Source organism: Amycolatopsis sp. WAC 01416, assembly GCF_003947485.1.
GTDB lineage: Bacteria > Actinomycetota > Actinomycetes > Mycobacteriales > Pseudonocardiaceae > Amycolatopsis.
In genome coordinates, this window is sequence record NZ_QHHX01000002.1 from 1,012,344 (window position 1) to 1,037,778 (window position 25,435).

General features: G+C 69.5%; 19 protein-coding genes. 11 read left to right on the top strand and 8 right to left on the bottom strand.

Annotation, left to right across the window (positions count from 1 at the left end; translation table 11 throughout):
* Positions 1 to 12: 12 nt before the first annotated feature.
* Complete coding sequence (locus DL990_RS09320; RefSeq protein ID WP_125780994.1) at positions 13 to 537, bottom strand: PadR family transcriptional regulator; 525 nt, start codon at positions 535 to 537, stop codon at positions 13 to 15.
* Positions 538 to 784: 247 nt separating this feature from the next.
* On the opposite strand from DL990_RS09320, the gene DL990_RS09325 reads away from it, so the two are divergent.
* Genes DL990_RS09325 through DL990_RS09350 form a run of 6 tightly spaced genes read left to right on the top strand, consistent with a single transcriptional unit; the run spans position 785 to position 9,614 of the window.
* Complete coding sequence (locus DL990_RS09325) at positions 785 to 2,854, top strand: molybdopterin oxidoreductase family protein (RefSeq protein ID WP_199746272.1); 2,070 nt, start codon at positions 785 to 787, stop codon at positions 2,852 to 2,854.
* Positions 2,851 to 4,278, top strand: a complete 1,428-nt coding sequence (locus DL990_RS09330; protein ID WP_125798389.1) for an FAD-dependent oxidoreductase — start codon at positions 2,851 to 2,853, stop codon at positions 4,276 to 4,278. Before DL990_RS09325 ends, DL990_RS09330 begins: the two co-directional genes overlap by 4 nt.
* 29 nt (positions 4,279 to 4,307) lie before the next feature.
* Positions 4,308 to 5,666: a NarK/NasA family nitrate transporter gene (locus DL990_RS09335; protein ID WP_125798390.1), complete on the top strand. Its 1,359-nt coding sequence runs from the start codon at positions 4,308 to 4,310 to the stop codon at positions 5,664 to 5,666.
* Positions 5,666 to 8,170 (top strand): nitrite reductase large subunit NirB, encoded by a 2,505-nt coding sequence (nirB, locus tag DL990_RS09340; RefSeq protein WP_125798391.1) that lies wholly within the window; start codon positions 5,666 to 5,668, stop codon positions 8,168 to 8,170. The genes DL990_RS09335 and nirB overlap by 1 nt, the downstream gene beginning before the upstream one ends.
* Complete coding sequence (nirD, locus tag DL990_RS09345; protein ID WP_125781003.1) at positions 8,167 to 8,514, top strand: nitrite reductase small subunit NirD; 348 nt, start codon at positions 8,167 to 8,169, stop codon at positions 8,512 to 8,514. Before nirB ends, nirD begins: the two co-directional genes overlap by 4 nt.
* Positions 8,511 to 9,614: a uroporphyrinogen-III synthase gene (locus DL990_RS09350; RefSeq protein WP_125798392.1), complete on the top strand. Its 1,104-nt coding sequence runs from the start codon at positions 8,511 to 8,513 to the stop codon at positions 9,612 to 9,614. Before nirD ends, DL990_RS09350 begins: the two co-directional genes overlap by 4 nt.
* Positions 9,615 to 9,691: 77 nt before the next feature.
* Here the strand turns inward: DL990_RS09350 and DL990_RS09355 are convergent, their stop codons facing one another.
* From DL990_RS09355 to DL990_RS09370, 4 genes are all read right to left on the bottom strand, one after another.
* Positions 9,692 to 10,546, bottom strand: a complete 855-nt coding sequence (locus DL990_RS09355; protein ID WP_125781007.1) for a hypothetical protein — start codon at positions 10,544 to 10,546, stop codon at positions 9,692 to 9,694.
* A gap of 43 nt (positions 10,547 to 10,589) precedes the next feature.
* Positions 10,590 to 11,753 carry a hypothetical protein gene (locus tag DL990_RS09360; protein WP_199746273.1) on the bottom strand — a complete coding sequence of 388 codons (1,164 nt, stop codon included), beginning with the start codon at positions 11,751 to 11,753 and terminating at the stop codon, positions 10,590 to 10,592.
* Positions 11,754 to 11,995: 242 nt separating this feature from the next.
* Entirely contained in the window at positions 11,996 to 13,114 is a 1,119-nt protein-coding gene (locus DL990_RS09365) for a DNA glycosylase AlkZ-like family protein (RefSeq protein WP_125781009.1), read from the bottom strand.
* Positions 13,115 to 13,123: 9 nt separating this feature from the next.
* A complete protein-coding gene (locus DL990_RS09370) occupies positions 13,124 to 13,519 on the bottom strand; it encodes a DUF3224 domain-containing protein (protein ID WP_125798393.1) in 396 nt (131 codons plus the stop codon).
* Positions 13,520 to 13,579: 60 nt separating this feature from the next.
* Between DL990_RS09370 and DL990_RS09375 the strand changes: the two genes are divergently transcribed.
* Genes DL990_RS09375 through DL990_RS09385 form a run of 3 tightly spaced genes read left to right on the top strand, consistent with a single transcriptional unit; the run spans position 13,580 to position 16,694 of the window.
* On the top strand, positions 13,580 to 14,548 hold the full coding sequence (locus DL990_RS09375) for a YafY family protein (RefSeq protein WP_125798394.1): 969 nt from the start codon (positions 13,580 to 13,582) through the stop codon (positions 14,546 to 14,548).
* The gene (locus DL990_RS09380; RefSeq protein WP_125798395.1) at positions 14,541 to 15,350 is read left to right on the top strand and encodes a uroporphyrinogen-III synthase; all 810 of its coding nucleotides are present in this window, start codon (positions 14,541 to 14,543) and stop codon (positions 15,348 to 15,350) included. The genes DL990_RS09375 and DL990_RS09380 overlap by 8 nt, the downstream gene beginning before the upstream one ends.
* 54 nt (positions 15,351 to 15,404) lie before the next feature.
* The gene (locus tag DL990_RS09385) at positions 15,405 to 16,694 is read left to right on the top strand and encodes a sensor histidine kinase (protein WP_125798396.1); all 1,290 of its coding nucleotides are present in this window, start codon (positions 15,405 to 15,407) and stop codon (positions 16,692 to 16,694) included.
* A 367-nt stretch (positions 16,695 to 17,061) separates the two neighbouring features.
* Here the strand turns inward: DL990_RS09385 and DL990_RS09390 are convergent, their stop codons facing one another.
* Positions 17,062 to 17,892 carry a siderophore-interacting protein gene (locus DL990_RS09390; protein ID WP_125798397.1) on the bottom strand — a complete coding sequence of 277 codons (831 nt, stop codon included), beginning with the start codon at positions 17,890 to 17,892 and terminating at the stop codon, positions 17,062 to 17,064.
* Between the two features lie 14 nt (positions 17,893 to 17,906).
* Positions 17,907 to 18,230, bottom strand: a complete 324-nt coding sequence (locus DL990_RS09395; RefSeq protein ID WP_125781021.1) for an MGMT family protein — start codon at positions 18,228 to 18,230, stop codon at positions 17,907 to 17,909.
* A gap of 54 nt (positions 18,231 to 18,284) precedes the next feature.
* Between DL990_RS09395 and DL990_RS09400 the strand changes: the two genes are divergently transcribed.
* Positions 18,285 to 21,500: an ATP-dependent DNA helicase gene (locus DL990_RS09400; RefSeq protein ID WP_199746274.1), complete on the top strand. Its 3,216-nt coding sequence runs from the start codon at positions 18,285 to 18,287 to the stop codon at positions 21,498 to 21,500.
* Positions 21,497 to 24,757: an ATP-dependent helicase gene (locus DL990_RS09405; RefSeq protein WP_125798398.1), complete on the top strand. Its 3,261-nt coding sequence runs from the start codon at positions 21,497 to 21,499 to the stop codon at positions 24,755 to 24,757. Before DL990_RS09400 ends, DL990_RS09405 begins: the two co-directional genes overlap by 4 nt.
* Positions 24,758 to 25,023: 266 nt before the next feature.
* Here the strand turns inward: DL990_RS09405 and DL990_RS09410 are convergent, their stop codons facing one another.
* The gene (locus DL990_RS09410; protein ID WP_125781025.1) at positions 25,024 to 25,410 is read right to left on the bottom strand and encodes a MauE/DoxX family redox-associated membrane protein; all 387 of its coding nucleotides are present in this window, start codon (positions 25,408 to 25,410) and stop codon (positions 25,024 to 25,026) included.
* Positions 25,411 to 25,435 lie beyond the last annotated feature (25 nt).

Sequence of the window (25,435 nt, forward strand, 5' to 3'; positions counted from 1 at the left end):
GTGGTCCCCAGATCAGCGCGTCAGCTGGCGCGCGAGGTCGTCGAGGCGGGCGGCGGTGAGTTCCAGCCATCGCAGATCCGCTTCCAGGTGGAACAGCGCGTGGTCGCAGATCAGCTGGTCGGCAAGGTCGCCGTCGGTCTTGCGGGCGGTGAGCTCGCGCATGGTGCGCAGGTGGGAGCTCCGCTGGGCGTCGAGCAGATCCTGGGCGCCCCGGCCGGACAGGAGGGCGAGCACGACCTTGGTGTACAGCGTGTTCTGCAGGTAGACCGAGGGACTTTCCGGGCTCTTCAGCCATTCCTCGACGTTGGTGACGCCCGCTTCGGTGATCGCGTACCGCTTCCGGTCCGGTCCGCCGCCCGCTTCGATGCCGTTCTCCTCGACCAGGCCGTTCTTCAAGAGCCGGTTCAGCGTCGAATAGACCTGCCCGTAGTGCAGTGGACGGTCTTGCCGGAACTGCTTGTCGTAGAGCTGTTTGAGGTCGTAACCGTGCTTGGGGCCCGCTTCGAGCAGGCCGAGCAACGTGTTCCCGATGGACATGCGAGCGACTATACACAGTGTGTATACGTGCGGCTATACACCTAGCGCATAGTCGCAATTCGTCATCTACTTGCGGCGGTCGCACGCGCAACGACCGCAAGTAGATGACGAATTGCGGGGGTGCGGTGACCTCACGGTGTGACGTCCATCGGCGGCGGTCAATGTCAAACGCCTGAAACATTCAGGACTTTCCAGGTAACACGGCCTACCTACCTTCAAGCGCTATCGACGCCTGGAGGAGGTGCCCGTGCCGCTCGCCGCCCCCACCGCGACCGCGGTGGACACGCACTGCCCGTACTGCGCCCTGCAGTGCGGGATGAGCCTCGACGGCGCCCGGGTCGCACCGCGTGACTTCCCGGTCAACGCCGGCGGCCTGTGCCAGAAGGGCTGGACGTCGGGGGAGCTCCTCACCTCGCCTTCCCGCCTGACCACCCCGCTGATCAGGGTCGACGGCGAACTCCGGCCCGCGACCTGGCCGCAGGCCCTCGACCTCGTCGCGAAGCGGCTCATCGAGATCCGCGCGGCCAAGGGAGCGGACTCGGTCGCCGTCTTCGGCGGTGGCGGGCTGACCAACGAGAAGGCTTACCTGCTGGGGAAGTTCGCCCGCGTCGCGCTGGGCACCTCGCAGATCGACTACAACGGCCGCTTCTGCATGTCGTCGGCGGCGGCCGCCGGGATCAAGGCGTTCGGCGCCGACCGCGGGATGCCGTTCCCGGTCACGGATCTCGCCGACGCCGACGCCGTCCTGCTCGTCGGCGCGAACCCGGCCGAGACGATGCCGCCGTTCACGCAGCACCTGCGCGGCGCGGACCTGATCGTCGTCGACCCGCGCCGCACCCCGACCGCCGAACTGGCCGGATTGCACCTCGCCCCCGCGCCGGGGACCGATCTCGCGCTCGCGCAGGGAATCCTGCACGCCGTCGTCGCCGACGGCCTGCTCGACCAGTCCTATGTGGACAAGCGGACGAACGGCTTCGAGCAGCTGTGGCGCTCGGTCGTGGCCTGGTGGCCGGAGCGGGTCGAGCAGGTCACCGGGGTCTCCGCCGCGGACCAGCGCCGCGTCGCCGCCAAGCTCGCCGCGGCCCGCAACGCCTACGTCCTCACCGCGCGCGGCACCGAACAGCACGCCAACGGCACCGCGATGGTCAACGCCTGGATCAACCTCTCGCTCGCCCTCGGCCTGCCCGGCCGCAAGGGTTCCGGGTTCGGCTGCCTGACCGGTCAGGGCAACGGCCAAGGCGGTCGCGAGCACGGGCAGAAGGCCGACCAGCTGCCCGGCTACCGCAAGATCGACGACCCAGCGGCCCGCGAGTACGTCGCCGGAGTGTGGGGTGTGCCGCCGGAATCCCTGCCGGGACCGGGCCGGTCGGCCGTCGAGCTGCTGGAGGCGCTCGGCACCGAAGACGGGCCGAGCGCGCTGATGGTGTTCGGCAGCAACCTCGTCGTTTCCGCGCCCGGTGCCGGGAACATCCAGGACCGGGTGTCCTCTTTGGACTTCCTGGTGGTCTCGGACCTCGTCCTCTCGGAGACGGCGGCGATGGCCGACGTCGTCCTGCCGGTCACCCAGTGGGCCGAGGAGGACGGCACGATGACCAACCTCGAAGGCCGGATCCTGCTGCGGCGCAAGGCGATCGACCCGCCGTCCGGCGCGAAGACCGATCTCTATGTGCTTTCCGAACTCGCCCGCCGGTTCGGCCAGCCGGACGGACGGTTCCCGGCGGACGCCGAGACCGTCTTCACCGAGCTCCGCCAGGCGTCCAAAGGCGGCGTCGCCGACTACTCGGGCATCACCTACGACAGGCTCCGGGACGGGGAGGCCCTCTACTGGCCCGTCCCGGCGGAATCGCATCCCGGCACGCCGCGGATGTTCCTCGACTCCTTCGCCCACCCGGATGGCCGCGCGCGGTTCGTCCCGGTGGACCACGTCGGCCCGGCCGAGCTGCCCGACGCCGAATTCCCCTTGCAGGCCACCACGGGCCGGGTCCTGCAGCACTACCAGTCCGGGGCACAGACCCGGTTGGTCAAGGAGCTGAACGACGTCGTAGCGGAGGCCTTCGTGGAAGTTCACCCCGACACCGCCGCGAGGGCGGGGCTGGCCGAGGGCGACCTCGCCGTCGTGCGCTCGCGGCGCGGCGAGACCGTCGCCCGGGTCCGCTGCGTGGCGTCGCTGCGCCCCGACCTGGTGTTCCTGCCGTTCCACTTCCCCGGTCAGGGCAGGGCGAACCTGCTGACCAACCCGGCGCTCGACCCGACGAGCCGGATGCCCGAGTTCAAGGTGTGCGCGGTCGCGCTCGCCCCGGCCGAGGCCGTCGCGTGAGCCCCCGGTCGGTGGTCATCGCCGGATACGGGATGGCGGGCGCGCGGCTCGCGGACGAGATCCAGCGCCGCGACCCCGAAGGCGAACGCGTGCGGCTCACCGTCGTCGGCGCGGAGGAGCACACCGCCTACAACCGGGTGCTGCTCTCGTCGGTGGTCGCCGGGACCATGCGGCCCGAGGCCGTCCGGCTGCACGACGACGAATGGTCCTCGCGCACCCGTGCCGACCTGCGGCGGGGCGTCGCCGCGACGTCGATCGACCGCGAGGCCAGGCGGCTGCATCTCGACGACGGGTCCACTGTGGACTACGACGTGCTCGTGCTCGCCACCGGCGCGAACCCGTGGATGCCGCCGGTCGAAGGACTCGAACCCGGTCCGGACGTCGTCGCTTTCCGTACCCTCGACGACTGCGCCCGCATCCTCGACGCCGCCAAACTGGGTGCCCCGGTCGCGGTGCTCGGCGGCGGGCTGCTCGGCCTGGAAGCCGCGCGAGGCCTCGCCGGACGCGGAAACCTCGTCACCGTCGTGCATCCGATGCCGCACATCATGGAGCGCCAGCTCGACGCGGAATCCGCGCGGGTGCTGACCAGGAAGCTCGATGAACTCGGCGTCGGCTTCCGGCTCGGTGTCGGGGCCGCGCGCTATGTCAGCGGCGACGGGCTCAAACTCGACGACGGCACGCACGTACCCGCCGATCTCCTCGTCGTCTCCACCGGTGTCCGGCCCGAGACGAAACTGGCCGTGGACGCCGGGCTGACCGTCGAGGGCGGCATCGTCGTCGACGATCTGCTGCGTACCAGCGACGGCCGGATCCACGCGATCGGTGACTGCGCGAAGCATCCGGGCGCGTTCGGCGGTCTCGTGCAACCCGCGTGGGAACAGGCCGCCGTCGTCGCGGATCTGGTCACCGGCACGAAATCCGCGTCACGGTATCGCGGCACCCAGGCGGTGACGCGGCTCAAGGCCCGCGGCATCGACCTCACCGCGCTCGGCGAGACGACGACCGGCGCGGACGACCCGGCCGCCGAAGTACTCACTTTCAGCGACCCGGCGGGCTGCCGCTACGGCAAACTCGTCATCCGCGAAAACCGGGTGGCCGGCGCGATCCTGCTCGGCCTGCCGGACGCGGCCGCCACGATCAGCCAACTCTACGACCGGGGTACTCCGGTGCCCGAAGACCGGCTGGCGGTCCTTTTAGGACGATCACTTCCGCCCGGTGCGCCGTCTGCGGCGAGCCCGGCCGATCTGCCGGCGTCGGCGGTCATCTGCCGCTGCAACGCGGTGACCAAGGGGCGGCTCGTCGAGGCCTGGCGGGCCGGCGCCACCGACGTCCCGGCCCTCGCCGGAGCGACCAGGGCGACCACCGGCTGCGGCGGCTGCAAGGACGCCGTCGGCGGGGTCGCGAAATGGCTGGCCGCCCAGTGAACCCGAACGCATCCACCAAGGAGGACCTCATGCACGCTCGTGGCAAGCGCTGGATCGAGCACTGGGATCCGGAGAACGAGCGGTTCTGGGAGGAGACCGGGAAGAAGATCGCCCGGCGGAACCTCTGGTTCTCCATCCTCGCCGAGCACATCGGCTTCTCCGTCTGGACACTGTGGTCGGTCATGGTCCTGTTCATGGGCCCGCAGTACGGGTTCTCGGCCGCGGACAAGTTCCTGCTGGTCTCGACGCCGACGCTGATCGGTGCGCTGATGCGGCCGCTGTACACCTTCGCGGTGGCGCGGTTCGGCGGCCGGAACTGGACGATCGTCAGCGCGCTGCTGTTGCTGGCGCCGACGATCCTCGCGGCGATCGCGATGCAACCGGGCACCTCGCTCGGCACGTTCCTGCTGATCGCCGCGCTCGGCGGGGTCGGCGGCGGGAACTTCGCGTCGTCGATGACCAACATCAACGCGTTCTACCCCGAGAAGCACAAGGGCTGGGCGCTCGGGCTCAACGCGGGCGGCGGGAACCTCGGCGTGGCGGCGATCCAGCTGATCGGGCTGCTGGTGATCGGCACCGTCGGCGCGACCGCGCCCCGGGTGGTGCTGGCGATCTACATCCCGCTCATCGTGGTCGCGGCGGTCTGCGCGTACTTCTACATGGACAACCTCGCCTCGATGAAGGGCGACACGAAGGCGATGCGCGAGGTCGTCAAGGATCCGCACACCTGGGTTATGTCGTTCCTCTACGTCGGCACGTTCGGTTCGTTCATCGGCTACAGCTTCGCCTTCGGCCTGGTGCTGCAGAACCAGTTCGGCCGCACGCCGCTGCAGGCGGCCGCGGTGACGTTCCTCGGCCCGCTGCTCGGCTCGTTCTCACGACCGACGGGCGGCTGGCTCGCCGACCGGATCGGCGGCGGCAAGATCACCTTCGTGACGTTCGTCGGCATGGCCGCGGCGACCGTGGTGCTGATCCTGGCGTCGACGTCGAACTCGCTGGCGTTGTTCACTGTCGCGTTCATCGTGTTGTTCGTGCTCACCGGCATCGGCAACGGCTCGACGTACAAGATGATCCCGGCGATCTTCCGCGCCAAGGCGAAGGTCGCGATCAGCGAGGGCGCGGACGAGACGCTGGAGATGCTCAAGGCGCGCAAGCTTTCCGGTGCCCTGATCGGGCTGGCCGCCGCGATCGGCGCGCTCGGCGGGCTGTTCATCAACCTGGCGTTCCGGCAGTCGTTCGCGGACACGAAGAGCGGGGTGCCGGCGTTCGTCGCCTTCCTCGTCTTCTACGGGCTGTGCTTCGCCGTCACGTGGGCGGTGTACCTGCGCAAGCAGCAGTCGGAGGTGACGAGCGTCCGGGGTCTGGCGCTCGCCGGAGCGGAGGTCTGATGCGGAAACTCGTCGTCGCGGGACATGGCATGGTCGCGCACCGGCTCGTCGAAGCGGTGCGCGCGGAGGACAAGACCGGCGAATGGCAGATCGTGGTCCTCGCCGAGGAGGCGCGCCCCGCTTACGATCGCGTCGCCCTGACGTCCTATGTGGACACCTGGGAGCCGGCTTCCCTCGCTCTCGATGGAGCGGACTACGCGGGAGACCCGCTGGTAGAGCTGCGGCTCGGCGACGCGGTGGTTTCGGTGGACCGGGACCGCAAGGTCGTCGTCACCGAGGCCGGCTACGAGCAGCCGTACGACGCGCTCGTCCTGGCGACCGGTTCACGGCCGTTCGTCCCGCCGGTGCCGGGACACGATCTTCCGGGCTGTTTCGTCTACCGGACGATCGAAGACCTCGACGCCATCCGGGAAGCCGCTCAGCGGCCCGGGCGCGGACGGCGTTCGGCGGTCGTCATCGGTGGCGGGCTGCTGGGGCTGGAAGCCGCGAAGGCGTTGCGGGACATGGGTCTCTCGCCGCATGTGGTCGAGATGGCGCCGCGCCTGATGCCGCTGCAGGTCGACGAGGGCGGCGGCGGCCTGCTCCGGCGGCTGATCACCGACCTCGACGTGACCGTCCACACGGGAACGTCGACCGACGCCATCGAGCCGGACGGCGAGCGTTACATCGCGAAGCTCGGCAACGGTACGGAACTCGACGTCGACCTGGTCGTCTTCTCGGCGGGCATCCGGCCGCGTGACGACTTGGCGCGTTCGTCCGGGCTGGAGGTCGGCGCGCGGGGCGGCATCCTGGTCGACGACACCTGCCGGACGTCGGATCCGGCGGTGTACGCGATCGGCGAATGCGCGGCCGTGGACGGCAAGGTGTACGGCATCGTGGCGCCGGGTTACGCGATGGCGGAGATCGTCGCGGCGCGGCTGACCGGCGGCGAGGGTACGTTCCCCGAGCCGGACATGTCCACGAAGCTCAAGCTCATGGGTGTCGACGTCGCCAGCTTCGGCGACGCGCACGCGGCGACCGAGGGCGCGCTGGAGGTGGCGTTCAACGACGCCGTCGCCGGGACGTACAAGAAGCTGGTCATCTCGGACGACTCGAAGACGTTGCTCGGCGGGGTGCTCGTCGGCGACGCGAGCGAGTTCAACACCCTGCGCGCGATGGTCGGCAGGCCGCTGCCCGCCGAGCCCGGCGCGATCCTCGCCCCGGCCGGTGGCGGGGCGGCGGCCGGCGTCGACGCGCTACCAGACGCCGCGCAGATCTGTTCCTGCAACGCGGTTTCCAAGGGCGCGATCACGCACGCGATCACCGAAGAGGGCTGCGATTCGGTCGCCAAGATCAAGGGCTGCACGCGGGCGGGCACGGCGTGCGGATCGTGTGTCCCGCTGCTGGGCAAGCTGCTGACGGCTTGCGGCGTCGAGCAGTCGAAGGCGCTGTGCGAGCACTTCCCGCAGTCGCGCGCGGAGCTGTTCCAGATCCTCCAGGCCACGCGGATCACCACGTTCAGCGAGATGATCGACCGCTACGGCACCGGAACCGGCTGCGCGATCTGCAAACCGGCGATCGCGTCCATCCTGGCCACGCTGGGCAACGGGCACATCCTCGCCGGCGAGCAGGCGACCCTGCAGGACACCAACGACAAGTTCCTCGCGAACCTGCAGCGCAACGGGACGTACTCGGTGGTTCCGCGGATCCCCGGCGGCGAGGTCACGCCGGAGAAGCTCATGGTGATCGCGCAGGTGGCGATGGACTTCGGGCTGTACACCAAGATCACCGGCGGGCAGCGGATCGACCTGTTCGGTGCCACCGTCGACCAGTTGCCGCCGATCTGGCGGCGGCTCGTCGACGCCGGGTTCGAGTCGGGACACGCGTATGGGAAGTCGTTGCGCACGGTGAAGTCGTGCGTCGGTTCGACGTGGTGCCGCTACGGCGTGCAGGACAGCGTCGGGCTGGCGATCGAGCTGGAGCTGCGCTACCGCGGCCTTCGCTCGCCGCACAAGCTGAAGTCCGCGGTTTCGGGCTGCGCGCGGGAATGCGCCGAGGCACGGAGCAAGGACTTCGGCGTCATCGCGACCGACAAGGGCTGGAACCTCTACGTCGGCGGCAACGGCGGCGCGACCCCACGGCACGCGGATCTGCTGGTGTCCGAAGTGGACACCGAGACGCTGATCCGCACGATCGACCGGTTCCTGATGTTCTACGTCCGCACGGCCGACCGCCTGCAGCGCACCGCGCCGTGGGTCGAGGAGATGGAAGGCGGGCTCGACCACCTGCGCGCGGTGATCGTCGACGACAAGCTCGGCATCTGCGAGGACCTCGACGCGGCGATGGCCAAACACGTCGGCGACTACGCCGACGAGTGGCGCGGCGTGCTGGAAGACCCGGAGAAGCTGGCGAAGTTCAGCTCGTTCGTCAACGCGCCGGGCACGCCGGATCCGACGATCTCGTTCCGCACCGAACGCGACCAGAAGGTGCCCGTGCTGCTGGGCATCCCGGAGGTGAAACAGTGACGACCTCGATCGAGCGCACCTGGACCGTCGTCTGCGCGGCGGGCGCGGTCCCCGAATGGTCCGGTGTCGCCGCCCTGCTCGACGGCGGCGTCCAGGTGGCGATCTTCCGGCTTCCCGGCGATCGGTGGTACGCACTGTCCAATATGGACCCGGTCAGCGGGGCCGCGGTGCTTTCGCGGGGGATCGTCGGCGACGCGGGCGGAGTCCCCGTGGTGGCGTCGCCGGTGTACAAGGAACGCTTCGACCTGCGGACCGGTGAATGTCTCGACGCCGAGGGTGTCTCGGTCGAGGCGTACCGGGTGCGGGTCTCCGGGGGAGTGGTGGAGGTGGAGTTCTCACCGTGACAGAAGCCCTTCCCCTGGCGGGATTCGTCATCGGGATCACGGCGGCGCGGCGAGCTGACGAGCTCGGCGCGCTGTTCGTGCGTAAGGGTGCGACCGTGCGCTACGGTCCGGCCATCCGGATCGTGCCGCTCGCCGACGACACCGAACTGCGGTCGGCGACCATGCGGTTGCTGGAAGACCGCGTCGACGTCGTCGTCGCGACGACCGGGATCGGCTTCCGCGGCTGGGTCGAGGCGGCCGAAGGCTGGGGGCTGGGGGAGGAGTTGCTGGACAGTCTGGGGAAGTCGGCGCTGCTCGCACGCGGCCCGAAGGCCAAAGGAGCGATCCGCGCGGCCGGGCTCTCGGAGGACTATTCACCCACTTCGGAGAGCAATGCCGAGGTGCTGCGGCATCTTCTCGATTCCGGTGTGGACGGTCAGCGGATCGCGGTGCAGCTGCACGGCGAGCCGCTTCCGTACTTTGTGGACAGTCTGCGCGCGGCGGGCGCCGAGGTTATCGAGGTTCCGGTGTACCGCTGGGTCGGTCCGGCCGATCCCGGCCCGCTGGACCGGTTGCTGGACGCCGTCCTCGACGGCTCGGTGGACGCGTTGCCGTTCACCAGCGCGCCTGCGGCCGCGTCGCTGCTGGCGGTGGCGAAGCGGACCGGGAAGCTGCCGGGAGTCGTGCGAGCACTGGAAAAGCGCGTCGTGGTCGCCTGTGTCGGGCCGATCACCGCGGCGCCGTTGGCCGCGCTCGGGATCCCGACGGTCCAGCCGGCGCGGTCGCGGATCGGGGCGTTGGCGCGGACGGTGTCCGACGCGCTCGAAGCCCGTTCACCACGGTTGCGGGCGGGCGGGCGGAGTATCGAACTGCGCGGTCAGGCGGCGTTGGTCGACGGGCAGTGGTGTGACATCGCGCCCGCGCCGATGGCGATGCTGCGGGCGCTGGCGGAGTCACCGGGGCGGGTGTTCTCCCGGCGGGAGCTGGTCGCCGCGTTGCCCGACGGCGGCGAGGAGCACGCCGTCGAGACCGCGATCGGACGCCTGCGAAGTTCTCTGGGGTCACCGAAACTCGTCCAGACGGTGGTGAAACGGGGCTACCGCCTGGCCATCGACTCGTGACTCCCGCAATTCGTCACCTACTTGCGGGTGGTCGCGCGGGGAAGTGGCGCAAGTAGGTGACGAATTGCGGGGTCAGATCACGGAATGGGGAGCGCGCGAACATAGGCGGGCGCCGCGGCACGAATGGTGCTTTCGGGGACCGATCCGGCCAGGGCCTCGATGGCGAGCCTGACTCCGGCAGTGTCCGCACCACCGAACTGCTCGCGCAAATAGGCAAGTCCTGTGGCTGCCACGTCGCCAACTCGCGGGTCCGCGAGAAGTGTCCGGAAAGTGTCGCTGACCTCCCGCGCGCGAGTACCCATCATGAGCCGATAGACGTCACCGGCATCCTTGTCGGTCAAGCGGTACGGGCGGACAGCACTGTCGTTCAGCCGGTCGTGGATCTTGTGAGCTTTCGCGACCAGGAGTGCTCCGGCTCCCGCGACGTGTACACAGATCTGGCGATCGTCGCTGGACTCCAGCGCGGTGATGGTCATGGGCATCCGGTCGACCACTGCGGGCTCCAGGCCTGGCACACGCCGCGCGGCCATCTTGTCGTGAGGCTGGATCTTGACACTTCTGCTGCCGCCATCGGCAAGAGTTTGGCCGACGAGCAGATCCAATTCGACCTTTGTGGCGGTGCCGCCCACCGTTTCAGTACGGCCCCATAGCCCTGGTTGGTGCTGCTGAAGTCGTTCGAAGCCGGCGCTCCGAAGTGCCTGTTCCAGCAACGGCTCGTCGGCAAGCTGTTGCGGGTCGACGCCGAGGTCACCGTCGGATGTGTAGGCAGCGGCGGCTAGTGGTACCTCCGCAGTTTGCAGATAGACCGCCTGGGCACCGACGACGGTCAGCGCGTCTAGGTGCTGCTTGAGTGCGGTCAGTCCGTCGAGGAGCACCTTCCGCGCGACGATGGTCAGTTCCTGAACGTCGACCCCGTCGGGGACCTTGGCCACGATTGGACTCATCTTCCTGAAGAGAACGGGATGGCGAAGTAGGCTAGCGGGAAGGTTTCGATTCGAATTTCGCGAGCCAGGGTTGTCGCCAGGTTTCCTCTGTGGCCCGCATAAGGTCGAGTACTGCCTCGGCTTCGGCCGGCATTCGCCCAGGACCGGAGAGGCTGTCGATCACCAGCTGGCTCAGCGCCACGTGTGGGATGCCGGTGACCGTGCGATAACGGTCGAAGATCACTGCGTCACGTGCGCGCAATAGCAGGACTTCGGCGCCGTGGTCTACAGGCAGCAGCCCAAGCTCGTCGGCCACGAAGTCGATGGAGCCGGGAGAATTGTCGACGTAGAGCATCAGTTGGCCGCCGGTGGCGATCGGGGCTACCGCGCGCGCGGCATACGGACCGGTCACCAGCACCTGTGGATTTCCGTGGGGAGGGTGCGGAAAAGTGGTCAGCTCGCGCAGTACCGACTTGGTACCGGCAGGCGCGATCATCCCGACGTAGTTATTGTCGTTGAGCAACTTGGTCGTCATGGCCCGAGCGTGCAGAAGATCGGCCCAGTCGACGTCGGTGATCGTACGGTTCGTGCGCTCGATCAGGCGCTGGTCGTCGAGCGCGCCCAGCAAGCGTGAGACCCAGCCTAAGTCGACTTGTGTCGCGTTCGCGATGTCCTTGGCCTTGTACGGCGGCCTGAAATCCGCGAGGAAACGGACGATCCTGCCTGCTTTCTCGCCCGCCAGGGTGACCCGCTTGGTGCCGGTCGCTGTCCCGAGGTTCGCGCGAGGAGAGCGGGACGCACCTTGTAACTGAAGGTGAATCGCAGGATATGTGACCGACAGGAAGACGTTGCCGGTCAGATCGATGTAGCCGATTCGGCGGTCCCGGAGGTCCTGTTGGGCTCGTGCGCTGATCCATGGCGAGACCACCAGCATGGTCGGCGAGGCGCGCGTGTGCGCCAGGATGTTCCTGATGGCCCCGAGTTGCGTCTCGACCTCGCGAGGCGTGACTGATTGTCGTGCCGTTATCAGCAGCTCCGTGTAGGGGCTGGCATCGGGTGGAGCGATTGTCACCCGGCCGTCGAACGCGTTGCCGTCTTCTTGGTCGTCACCCGCTGAAGGTGCGAGTGTCACTGACCAGCTCTCGCCAAGTAGTGCGTGTAGGACGCGTACAGCCTGATCAACCAGGCTGGCTGGGTTGCTTTCGACGGCGGGCACGGGGCGATGATGGCACAGACGGATACGGAGAGTCAACGAAACTTGCCCGAAAGTGGAACTTGTCCCACTGGGGCAAGTTTGCGTTACGGGCAAGTTTGCGACATATCCTAGATTGTCTGTCGTGCGCAAGCTGCTTTGCGAGGCAACTCTTGCTGCGCGTGGGGGTACAGGTCTGGGCGTGGTGACTACTCGAAGCCTGTCGGCTGGCAAGTTCCGGCTGGGCGCGAATTGCGGGCTCGGGGCTAGGCGAAGGTGACGCGGTGGTCGGGGAACTCCCGGGCGGCGGCGACACGGGCCGCCTCCTCCTCGGCCGCTTTCCGCACGGCCGGGCGGAGGGCGTCGAACGGGGTGACGGTGAAGTCGAGCCGTTTCTTCCCGCTCGCCTTGGCCCGCCACACGCCGGCGATCTCGCCGTCGGCCAGCAGTGCGCCGGGACTGCCGAGGATCTTCCAGACTTCTTTCTGCCGTGCCTTGTCCGGCGCCAGCACGGCACGGTCGCGCGCCTGGACGAACGGGTCCAGCGGGGGCAACAGCCGGACCATGTCCGGCTCGGGTGGGTTTTCGAGCAACGAAACCCGGTCTTGCGGCAGGTATGCCTTCTTGCCGTCGACCCGGACCTCGACCAGGCCGTCCGGCCACATCGCGTCGACGCCGGTGCGGGTCGTTCCGACGTAGGCGGCGGCGTCACCGGGGGCGGCGGGGCCATTGATCCGCAGGTAGCCCTCGACCACGCGGGTGGCCGCCTCGACGTCCGGCGACGTCTTGAGCCGGCCGCGCTTTTCCAGTGGCGCCAACGTCGCCGGGGTCGCGCCCGCCTCCAGCCGGACTCCGGCGTGGATCGACGCGACCCGCATCAGCTGCTCGTAGATGTGCACCACGCCGCAGCCGCGGCAGGCGTACGACAGGCCTTCGGGGATCAGTTTCGTGACAGCGCCGCTCACCGTGCCCTTGGTCTGCGTACCGGTGACGACTTCGCGGATCGCCTTCGCGGCGGTGAACAGCGCGTCCGTCGCGGACATGGCCGCGTCCTCGACCTGCTTGCGCTGCCAGAGGATCCGCGCCATCGCGTCCTTCTCGTCGAGCGGCACGAGCGCGGCCCGGATCGCGTCGAGTTCCGCGCGACGGTGGAAATGCGGCGCGCCGCGATGCGTCCACGCGAGCACGAAGCGCTCGTCGTCCCAGACCTCGGGTGTGATGTCGCCGTCGATCCGGGCGGCCAGGCCCAGCAGGGCGGTGTCCCGCACGGAATCCTGCAGCCCGAGGTCGAACACGGCCGCCGCAGCCGGATCCGTCTCCTCACGGTGCAGTCCGTGCGCCGCGATCCGGTACGCCAGCACCTGCTCGCGATCGACCTCGAGCACTGGCCCTCCTTAAAGCGAGTAGTCGAACGTGTACGACATCGTCGGCTCACCGAGCGCGCCGGTCGTGGTGCCGGTGCCGGTGATCCCGGCGAGTTCACCCGTTCCGGAGCCTTCGACGACCGTGAACGTCGACGAGATGCCCTTCGCGTCGAACCCGGTGTCGTGCTTGATCACGAAGCTTCCCTTGCGCCCGTCCACACTGCCTTCGATGCGTTCGAGGCCGGGGGACGTCGTTCCGCCGCCGTCGAAGCCCTCGCCCGCGTAGTACAGCAGGTAGTCGATGGCCGCCTCGCCGTCGATCAGCCCGCTGTAGGCGAACGTGGCGTGCGCGTGTGCCACGCGCGGCCCGCCCTCCGTGCCGCTGACGAGGGCTTCTTCCCAGTTCTTCATGGCGAACGTGTTCATGGGTTCACCCTGTCAGCCATACCTGTCAGATCATGTCAGGTTTTCGGGGATACTGGAGTCATGCGCGCGAGCAGACTCCTGTCAGTCCTCCTCCTGCTGCAGAACCGCGGCCGGATGACGGCCGAGGAGCTGGCGACCGAGCTGGAGGTCTCGGTCCGGACGGTCTACCGCGACGTCGAGGCGCTGTCCGCCGCCGGCGTGCCGGTGTACGCCGACCGTGGGCGCACGGGCGGATATCAGCTCATCGACGGCTATCGCACGCGGCTGACCGGGCTGACCGAGGAAGAGGCGCAATCGCTTTCGCTGGCGGGCCTGCCGGGCGCGGCCGCCGAACTGGGGCTGGGCACGGTCCTCGCCGCCGCGCAGCTCAAACTGCACGCGGCCATGCCCGCGGAACTGCGCGCCGGGGCGAGCAAGCTCTCCGACCGGTTCTACCTGGACGTTCCCGGCTGGCATCGCGGGATCGAGAGCCTGCCGCGACTGTCCGAACTGGCCGACGCGGTCTGGCACGCGCGGCGGATCAAGGTCCGATACGAACGCTGGGGGCAGCGGAAGGTCGATCGTGTCCTCGACCCGCTTGGCCTGATCCTCAAGGCGGGGAACTGGTATCTCGCGGCGCGCTGCGACGGGACCGACCGGACCTATCGGGTCTCCCGCATCGAAGAGCTCGACGATCTCGGCGAGACCTTCGAGCGGCCGTCCGACTTCGACCTCGCGCGGTACTGGCAGGAGTGGTCGGAGCAGTTCGAAAAGCGGATGTACTCGCGAGTGGCGGTGGTCCGGCTGAACGAGTTCGCCCGCATACTGGTGCCGTTCTATCTCGGAGCCGTCGGCGCACGGGCGTTGCGGGAAGCGGACGCCGAACCGGACGAAAACGGCTGGCTCACGATGGAACTGCCCGTGGAGCCGGGAGAATCGGCCGTCGGCGAACTGCTGCGGTTCGGCGGGAACCTCGAAGTGCTCGAACCGCCGGAGCTGCGCGAGCGGCTGGCGGAGGAGATCAGGAAGATGGGCGCGCGTTATGGCTGACCTGGCCGGCATCACGATCGGGATCACCGCGGAACGGCGGGCGGAAGACTTCATCGGCGCGCTGATGCGGCATGGTGCGACCGTGCTGCACGCGCCCACCATCCGGATCGTCCCGCTGCCCGACGACACCGAACTGCGGGCGGCGACGGACGCCGTGCTGGCCGGACCGGTCGGGTTCACCGCGGTCACCACCGGCGCCGGGTTCCGCGGCTGGCTTTCGGCGGCCGAAGGCTGGGGGCTGCGCGAACCGTTGCTGGAGCGGCTGGCGGCGTCACGGATCTTCGTGCGCGGACCGAAAGCGGCGGGCGCGGTGCGCGGTGAGGGTCTGCGCGAGGAATTCTCCGCGCCCGAAGAGAGCAACGCCGAACTGTTCGAAGGCTTGCGCGACGCCGGGGTTCGCGGGGCACGGGTCGCCGTCCAGCTGCACGGAACGCTGCTGCCCGAACTCACCGGTTCGCTGCGGGACGCGGGTGCGGACGTCGTCCAGGCGCAGCCGTACCGCTGGCTTTCGCCCGCCGACGTCGGACCTGTGCACGAACTCGTCGAAAGTGTGCTTTCCGGACGCGTGCACGCTTTGGCCTTCACCTCCGCTCCGGCGGCCACGAATCTGCTCACGCTGGCGGGTTCGCGTCGCGAGGAACTCCTCGCCGCACTGCGAGGCCCGGTGTTGTGCGCATGTGTCGGACCGGTGACCGCGGCGCCGTTGGAAGCCGCCGGGGTGCCGACCGTCCAGCCCGAACGTCAGCGACTCGGCGCGCTCGTCAAACTTCTCGTCGCGGAACTGCGCATTCGGCCGTCTTGACGCGGCTAGCCCGCTTTGCCAGGCTCGACACATCGGACGCGGGGAGGGCGGCGGATGTCCGAGTCTCAATCGGTCACGTTCGTGCGCGCGATGTTGCGAAAGGGCTCTTCGGTCTTGGGCGCGAGCCCCGCCGACGAAGCACCCGACCCCGATTCCGTTCCCGACTGGCGCTATCGGGAAGACTCCGCGGACTCGCTGCTGATGCGCGCCATGCGTTACTCCGCCCTCGGCCCGATCTTCTACCGCGTGGCCGCGTTTCCCAAGGTGTACATCGGTTTCCTGGTCGCGAACGGTTCGGCGGGGATCGTCCCGGTGCTGAGCACGACGCTGCTGGCGGTGCTGCTCAACGTCTTCGCGGTCTGGTGGGTCGTGAAGGGCCGCGGGATCCGGGCGAAGACGTCCGGGCGGCTGATGTACGCGGATCTCGCCGTGGGCGTGGTGCTCACGACGATCGTGGCCGTGGCCGCGCCCATCGAGATCCAGCCGTTCGCCGTCGACGTCGCGTGGACGTGGATGGTCGGGACGGTGGCGTTGTGGACACTTTCGTTCGGGCTGCCCGCCGCCTGCCTGCTGCTGATCGCGGCCTTGCCGTTCCGGGCGTTCCTGACCTGGATCGGCGGACTCCCGATCGACCATCCGCTCGCGGTGAGCCGATCGGTCGGCTGCATGGTCGCGCTCGTCGTGGCGATGGTGACCACGGCCGGGATCCTGATCCTGCTCGGCGTCGGGACCCGGTTCGCGCTGGGCATCGGGATGCGCCGAGGGCAGCGCGCCGAACGCCTGCGGACCCAGCGGGTCATGCACGACTCGGTGCTCCAAACGCTGGAAGCGATGGGCATGGAGGCGCCCGACGACGACTCCGCCGCCGCGCAACGGCTCGCCGAGATGCGTGCCGCCGCCCGTGCGCAGGCCGCCGAACTGCGTCGCGAACTGGCCGGACCCGACGCGCCGTCGGCGCGCGGCCTCGCCGCGGACCTCGCTGAGGTCGCCACCGAAATGGCGCGCGACGGCCTCCGCACCCAACTCGTCGCCGCCGAGACCGAAGAGGACTACCGACTCTCGCACGCGCGCCGGACCGCCATCCGCGACGCCGTCCGCGAAGCGCTCCGAAACACCGTGAAGCACGCCGGAACGAACCAGGTCGTGCTTCGCGTCGAGGAGTCCGAAGGCGGCGTCGCGGTCATCGCGCGGGATCAGGGGACCGGTTTCAGCATGCTGGACCGGCCGCCGGGGTTCGGGATCAGCCAGTCGATCATGGCTCGGCTGGCGGAGGTCGGCGGGCGGGGGACGATCGATTCGCATCCGGGGCGAGGGACCAGGGTGACACTTTGGGTGCCGCACTGAGTTGTAAGTGCAGAGCGGGGTTTCTGTGACGGCTGCGGCGCCTGAGGTGACCGGCCGGTCCGTGAAGGCCTCCTTCACTACCTTCAGGGTAGGCAAGGGGGCCTTCACGGCACGTGTCCAGCGTGGCACCGAGGTGACCGAGTCGGAGGGGCCAAAGCGGTAGCAAGGGACCTTTGCTATCGCTTGCTTAGCATGCCTACGTAAGTGATAGCAAAGGTCCCTTGCTCTCTTTTCGCAGGTCGGGGGGCAGGGTGCTGATGTCCTGAAGGTGCCCTTTGAGACGTTGAACGTCTCAAAGGGCACCTTCAGGACATGCCGTCGACGGCCGCACCCCCGCACCCGTCCCGCAGCACGCGGCCGAAAGCGCTCAGTCCTCGTCGGGAGCCGGAGTCTCCCCGGCTTCCGCCTGCCGCATCGCTTCCCGCCCGGCGGCCTCTTCGCTCACGCCCTGCCGCCAGTACCCCGTGAAGCAGATCGCGCGCTTGTCCACTCCGCGCTCCCGCACGAGGTGCCGTCGCGCCAGCTTCACCATGTTCGCCTCGCCCGAGATCCACGCGTAAGGCGTCCCGCCCGGCAGTTCGGCCTTCCGCACGGCTTCGAGCACCGCATCGCCGACAGAGCCGGAGCCCCGCACCACCCAATGCAGCTCCACCGTCCCCCGCGTTTCGAAGACCTGCCGATCCTCGCGATCACCGATCTCGACGTAGACCACCGCTCGCGTTCCGGCGGGCAGCGCTTCGACGATCGCGCCGATCGCCGGGATCGCGGTCTCGTCGCCGACCAGTAGCTGCCAGGTCGTGTCCGAAGGCACGTCGTAGAGCCCGTGCGGCCCGAGGAAGGCCACCCGGTCACCCTCTGAAGCGCGCGACGCCCAAGCCGAGGCGGGGCCTTCGTCGCCGTGCAGCACGAAGTCGATGTCGACCTCCTGCGCCGACGGCCGCAGCGCGCGCACGGTGTAGGTGCGCATCGGCGGCCGGACGTCGTCGGGCATCGCGAGGTAGGTCCGGTACCAGGACAGCACTTCGTCGCCGCTCAGCGGAGCGGGCAGTACGGGTTCCGCCTGGCCGGGCTGCGGGAAGAACACCTTCAGGTACTGGTCGGGAGCGTGGTCCACCAGCGACGCCCCCGAGAAGGTCACCCTGCTCATATGCGGGGTCAGCCGCCGCACGCCGGTCACCTTCGCCTCGATGAAACTCATTAGGCGAGGCTAACCTAAAAGAGAGCGCCGGGGCCAGCGTCATCGCCGGTATCACGCTGCCACCGGTATTTTCGCAGGTCGACGCGCTGTCCGTCGGCCAGGACGCCCTCCGCGCGCAGCTTCTCCAGCTGCTCGTGGACCAGATGCGGGGCAGGCGTCCCGTCGGCGCGCAGAATGCGGTGCCAAGGCAGGTCCTGGCCGTCCTCGCCGAGGATCCGCCCGACCAGCCGTGGTGACGGGGCTCCCGAAACCGACGCTATATCCCCATAAGTCGCGACCGAGCCGGCAGGCACGCTCGCGATGACCTCGCGCACCCGCTCGTGCAGTTCGTCATCCATGGGACCACTTTGCCGTGCCGCTGCGAGGTTGTGTCGGCGGGGCGTGGTTCCATCGTGGGCGTGAACGGGCGGCGAACAGCGGCAGGAACCGACGCGCGGCTGGTCCGCACGCCGGTCACCGGCACGCCCTCGTTCCAGTGGGATTCCGGCGCCCGGCGCCTGCTGGCCGCTCCGGACGGCTTCCGCCGGGTCCTCGGCGGCCCGGGTACGGGCAAGACGGCCTTGCTGGCGTCGGCGGCTTCGCGGCGCATCGCGGAGGGCGCGGATCCCGAGAGCGTGCTCATCCTGACCACCTCTCGCAAGGCGGCCGAGGTCCTGCGCGCCGACATCACCCACCGGCTCACGACCGATCCGGAAGAGGATCCGCTGCCGCGCACGATCCGTGAGCCGCTCGTGCGCACGGTGCACTCGTACGCGTACGCGTTGTTGCGGATGGAGGCGCAGGCCGACGAACTTCCGCCGCCTCGCCTGCTGGCCGGTGCGGAGCAGGACGTCGTCGTCCGCGATCTGCTCGCCGGCGACATCGAGGCGGGCGCGCTCGACTGGCCAGAACAGCTGCGGCCCGCGCTGAACGTGCCGGGTTTCGCCGAGGAACTGCGAGACCTCCTGCTCCGCGCCGCCGAACGCGGGCTCGGCCCAGAGGATCTGGTCGAACTCGGCAGGCGGCGCGGCCGCGACGAGTGGATCGCGGCCGGGCGCTTCTGGAGCCAGTACGAAGAGGTCACGCTGCTGCAGGGCGCGGGCGGCAACGCGCTCGGCGTCGCGAGCGCGCCCGCGCTGGACGCGGCGGAACTCGTCACTTCCGCGTTGCTCGCGCTGGAGGACGACCCCGAACTGCGCGAACGCGAGCAGCGGCGCGTCCGGCACCTGTTCGTCGACGACGCCCAGCATCTCGACCCGTTGCAGACCCAGCTCATCCGGCTCATCGGGCACGCGGCCGAAGAATTCGTCGTCGCGGGTGATCCCGATCAGTCCGTGTTCTCCTTTCGCGGCGCGGATCCCCGGCTGTTCGCCGACGCGGACGAGGACGGCGAACGCACGGTCCTGCTGACCACGGCGCACCGGCTCGCCCCGGTGATCCGCACGGCCGTCACGAAACTCGGCTCCGTGCTGCCCGGCTCGTCGCCGCAGCGCAAACTCGTCGACGCGCCGGACGCCGAGGGTGGCGCCGTCCGCGTCCGCCTGATGCCGACCCCGGCCGCCGAGGCGAGCTGGATCGCCGATCAGCTCCGCCGCGCGCATCTCGTCGACGGCGTGCCGTGGTCGGAGATGGCGGTGCTCGTCCGGTCGCCCGCCCGTACTTTCCTTGTCCTGCAACGCGCTTTGCGGGCGGCAGGGGTGCCGATCGGTTCGGCCACCGAGGAACTGCCGCTCGCGAAGCAGCCCGCGGTCCGTCCTCTGCTGGCGATGCTGCGGCTCGCCGCGGATCCGGACCTGCTCGACGTAGATCTCGCCGAGATGCTGTTGTCCTCGCCGCTGGGCGGAGCGGATCCGCTCGCCCTGCGGAGGCTGCGTCGCGGTCTGCGCAGGCTGGAACTCGCCGGCGGCGGGCAGCGGTCCAGCGACGAGTTGCTGGTGGAAGCCTTGCGTACCAACGATGTCCTCACCGGTCTCGCCGATGCCGAGTCGCTGCCGATGCGCCGGGTCGGCGGTCTGCTGCATGCCGCGCACCAGGCCGTGGTGCGCGGCGACGGTGTCGAGCAGGTGCTGTGGGATCTCTGGCAGGCCAGCGGTCTGGAACAGCGCTTACTGCGTTTGGTCGATCGTGGTGGTTCGCTCGGCTCGCAGGCGGATCGGGACCTCGACGCGATCGTCGCCCTCTTCGACGCGGCCGGTCGCTATGTCGACAGATTGCCGAAGGCGAGTGTCGCTTCGTTCGCGGACTACCTGTCCTCGCAGAACATCGCGGGTGACACGCTGGCGCCCGCGGCCATGAAGAGCGAAGGCGTCTCGCTGCTGACGGCGCACGCGGCCGCCGGTCGCGAGTGGACGGTGGTGTCCATCGCCGGCGTGCAGGAGGGCAGCTGGCCGGATCTGCGGCTGCGCGGTTCCGTGCTCGGCGTGGAGCGGCTGGTCGACCTCATGTCCGGCGTCGACGACGAGAAGGTGTCCGCCACCGCGCCGATCCTCGCCGAAGAGCGGCGGCTGTTCTACCTCGCCGCGAGCCGCGCGCGGAAGACGTTGCTGGTCAGCGCGGTCGCGGGGGAGGACGAGCAGCCCTCGCGGTTCATCGACGACCTCGAAGAGAACGGCGCGGACGACGGCGGCCTCGATTCGCGGATGAAGCCTGCCGGACGTTCGCTGGTGCTCGCGGAACTCGTCGGTGAACTGCGCGAGGTGGTCTGCGACGAATCGAGCGAGCCGGAAAGGCGGCAGCGGGCGGCGCGCCAGCTCGCCAAACTGGCCGCCGCCGGGGTGCCTGGCGCGCATCCGGGCACCTGGTACGGCCTGCTGGAACCCTCCACCGGCGAACCCGTGCACGGGCCGGGCGACCTCATCCGCATCTCACCGTCCACTGTGGAGGTTCTGGTCAAATGCCCGCTGCGGTGGCTGATCGAACGCCACGGCGGCAGCGACCCGGCGCAACTCGCGGCCGTCACGGGAACCCTGGTGCACGGCCTCGCGCAGGCGGTCGCGGGCGGCAGCAGCGACGAGCAGATCCGCGCGGCACTCGACGAGGCGTGGGTGCGGGTCGACGCGGGAGCGCCGTGGTTCTCGCGCCGCGAGCGGTCGCGGGTCGAGCAGATGTTGCGGAACTTCATCTCCTGGCTGGAGTCCAGCCGTAAGGAGCTGATCGAAGCCGGGGTCGAGCAGGACATCGAGGTCGAGCTCCCGGTCGGAGATGACGACGTTCGCGTGCTCCTGCGCGGCCGCGTCGACCGCGTCGAGATGGACAAGGACGGCCGTCCGGTCGTCATCGACATCAAAACCGGCAAGGTCCCGATCTCCGCCGCCGACGCCGAACAGCATCCCCAGCTCGCCGCGTACCAGCTCGCCGTGCTGCTCGGCGCGGTCGAAGGCGGTTCGAAACCCGGTGGCGCGCGGCTGGTCTATGTCGCGAAGTCCAACAACAAGACCGGATCCACCCAGCGCGAGCAGGCGCCGTTGGACGAAGACGGCGGCAAGCAGTGGCTCGAACTGGTGCGTTCGGCGGCCGGTTCCGCCGCGGGCCCGGAGTACGGGGTCACCGAAAACCCGGACTGTGATCGTTGCCCGGCAAGGGGTTGCTGTCCGCTGCGGCCCGAGGGCAGGCAGGTGACCGGGCCGTGATCTCCGCACTCCAGCGCCGTCAGGTCGAACCGGGCGAGATCGCCCGCGCGCTCGGCCTGCACAGCCCGACCGACGAGCAGGCCGAGGTCATCGCCGCGCCCATCGAGCCGTCGCTGGTGGTCGCCGGGGCGGGCGCGGGCAAGACCGAGACGATGGCCGCGCGCGTGGTGTGGCTGGTGGCCAACAGCATCGTGCCGCCGGAACGCGTCCTCGGCCTGACCTTCACCCGCAAGGCCGCCCGCCAGCTCGGCGAACGCGTCCGCACCCGGCTGCGCCGCCTCGTCGGATCGGGGCTGCTCGACAGGATCGACCCGACCGGCGACCTGCGCATGACGGTGACGGCGGGCGAGCCGACGGTGCTCACCTATCACGCATACGCCGGGCGGTTGCTGTCCGAACACGGCCTGCGGCTGCCCGTCCAGCCAGGGGTCCGGCTGCTTTCGGAGACGTCTTCGTGGCAGTTCTCGCATCGCGTGGTGTCCACTTGGGACAACGACCTCGACACCGATCGCGTGCCCGCCACGGTGACCGCGCAGTTGCTGGCGCTGGCCGGGGAACTCGGTGAGCATCTGGTCGAGCCCGAACGGCTGGCGCAGTACACGTCCTGGCTGTGCGAGGTCATCGAGAACGCGCCGCGGGCAAAGGGCCAGCGTGCGGCGCTGCCGCAGAAACTGGCCGAAGTCATGACAGCGCAACGGTTTCGGCTCGCGCTGCTGCCGCTGGTCGAGGCGTATCACACGCGGAAGAGAGCCGAGGGCGCGCTCGACTTCGCCGACCAGATGTCCTTGGCCGCGCAGCTCGCCAGCAGTTATCCGGCGGTGGTCGCGGGGGAGCGGGAGCGCTACGGCGCCGTCCTGCTCGACGAGTACCAGGACACCGGGCACGCCCAGCGGATCCTGCTGCGGTCGTTGTTCGGCGGCGTCGAGCATCCGCCGATGCCGGTGACCGCGGTGGGCGACCCGGCGCAGGCCATCTACGGCTGGCGCGGGGCGAGCGCGGCGAACCTGCCCCGGTTCACCACGGACTTCCCGCGCGACAACGGCGAACGACTCGTCCCGGCGCTGGATTTCGGGCTGTTGACCAGTTTCCGCAACCCGCCCGAGGTGCTCGAACTCGCGAACGCGATCTCGGAACCGCTGCGGGAGCGCGGGCTCGGTGTCGCGCGGCTGCGTGCGCTGGAGGGCGCGGGGACGGCCGACATCGCCACCGCGTTGCTGCCGGACGTCCGTGCCGAACGCGAGTGGGTGGCCGACGCGGTGGCGAAGCGCTGGTTCGAAACCGTGGAGGAGACCGGAAAGCCGCCGACCGCGGCGGTTCTGGTGCGCCGCCGCGCCGACATGGCGCCGATCGCGGCGGAGATGCGGGCGCGCGGACTTCCGGTCGAGGTCGTCGGCCTCGGCGGCCTCCTCGACGAACCCGAGGTCGCGGACCTGGTCAGCACGTTGCGGGTGCTCGCCGATCCGCTCGCGGGCAGTGCCGCCGCCCGGTTGCTGACCGGGGCGCGCTGGCGGATCGCGGCGGCCGACCTCGCGGCATTGTGGCGCCGCGCGGGCGAACTGTCCTCGCCGGTGCCACCTTCGGGGAAGTCCGATGTGGACGAACCGGTGCTGGTGACCGAACGGGTCGAACAGGCCGGGCTCGCCGACGCGATCGACGATCCCGGGACGCCGGACCGGTATTCGTCCGAGGGCTACCGGCGGATCCGGAAGATCGGCGCCGAGCTTTCGGCGTTGCGACGGCGGCTCGACCAGTCGCTGCCCGAACTGGTCGCCGACGTGGAACGCACCATGCTGCTCGACGTCGAATCACTGGCCCGCCCGGGGCCGGCCGGACGCGCGCATCTGGACGCTTTCGCGGACGTCGTCACGGATTTCGCCGAGACGTCGCCGACGGCCACTCTTTTGTCCTTTGTGGACTACCTGAACACGGCCGCGCACGCGGAGGACGGGCTCACCCCCGGCGAGGTGGAGGTCGTCCCGGATCGGGTCCAGGTGCTGACCGTGCATTCGGCCAAGGGGCTGGAATGGCGCATCGTCGCGATCCCGCATCTGGTCAAGGAGGTCTTCCCTGGACGGCGGCGTTCGTCGTCGTGGCTGCGGACGTCGACCTCGTTGCCCGCCGCGCTGCGCGGTGACTCGGAGGATCTGCCGGAGCTGAGGATTCCCGAAGGCTCGGACCGCAAGGAAGTGCAGGAAGCGCTGGAACTGCACGAAGAAGGCTTCATCGCGCGGGAAGCGGACGAGGAACGGCGGCTCTGCTACGTCGCGCTGACCCGCTCCGAACACACGATGCTGATCTCCGGCCATTGGTGGAACGAGAGCAGCGCGCGGCCGAAAGGGCCTTCGGAGTTCCTGCTCGAAATCGGCGAGGTGATGCGCGGGAACTCGGTCGGCCGGATCGAGCACTGGGCCGACGAGCCGGAAGCCGACGGGGAGAACCCGCTGGTCGCCGACTCCCGCCGGTCGCGGTGGCCGGTCGATCCGCTGTGGCCGCGGCGCGAAGGCGTCACTAACGGCGTCGATCTGGTTGTCGGCGCTATGGAAGACGCGGAAGACAGTGAAGACACTGAGGAAGAGGGCGATCCGGACGGTTGGATCTCCGACACCAAGGTGCTGCTGGAGGAGCGCGCGCGGGCGCAGAACCGCGTTCAGCAGGTCGTGCTGCCGGCGCATCTCTCGGTGAGTCAGCTGGTCGAGCTGTCGGCCGACCCCGCCGCGTTGGCGAAACGGCTGCGGCGACCGCTTCCCGTGCGCCCCAACACTTACGCGCGCCGGGGGACGGCGTTCCACGGCTGGCTGGAGCAGCGGTTCGGCGGCGAGCAGCTGCTGGAGATCGACGACCTGCCGGGCGCGGCGGACGTCGACGAAGCGCCCGACTCCGAACTGGAGGCGTTGCAGACGGCGTTCGAGAAGAGCGAGTGGTCGCACCGGGTGCCGCACGCCGTCGAGGTCCCGTTTTCGGCGGACGCCGTGGGCGTGACGGTGCGCGGTCGGATGGACGCCGTGTTCGCCGACGCCGACGGCGGGTGGACCGTCGTCGACTGGAAGACCGGCGCGGTACCGGAGAAAGACCGGCTCGCGCCGCTGGCCGTGCAGCTGGCGGCGTACCGGCTGGCGTGGGCGGCACTCAAGAAGGTGCCGGTCGAGAGGGTGCGAGCGGCGTTCCACTACGTGAAACACGACAAGACCGTCCGCCCGGCGGACCTGCTGGACGCCGAAGGCCTGCGACAGCTCCTACGGAGCGTCCCGACGATCTAGCAATTCGTCACCTGCTTGCGGTCCTTGCACGTGCAACTACCGCAAGTAGGTGACGAATTGCGGGGTTCAGGCGTCGGGCGGTCCGCGGTGCGACCGTGACTGTGTGGATTTCTGGTCATCCAACGCCCCGAAATCCACACGGTGCCCGCATCACCGGCCCGGTCACGACCGAGAGGTGACCTCACCTGCCGGCCGCAATTCGTCATCTACTTGCGGTCCTTGCACGCGCAACTACCGCAAGTAGGTGACGAATTGCGGGGGTGGGGTCAGGCGCGGTCGCGCACCTTCAGCGCCCAGGTCACCAACGGGATCTGGAGCGGGACGCGGGCCCAGAACGCCGCCCGCCAGTGCTTCGGTGCCTTTCGGCGGTCGGCGTCGACGGCCATTTTCACGTTCCCCGGCAGGACCACGACGAACAGCAGCGCGGCCGCGAGCCCGCCGAGCCGCCTTGTCTTCGGCGCGGCGATCGCGGCGGCGACACCCAGCTCGGCCACGCCGGAGCCGTAGGTCCATGCCCGCGGGGAGCCCGGGAGCTGCTTCGGGATGATGGCGTCGAAGGGCTTCGGCTGGGCGAAGTGCAGCACACCGGCCGCGCCGAGCAGGCCGGCGAGGAAATACGCGGGCCGCTGAGACGGCTTGGAATCCGAAGACATGCCCTGAGCTTCGCATACCGCGCTC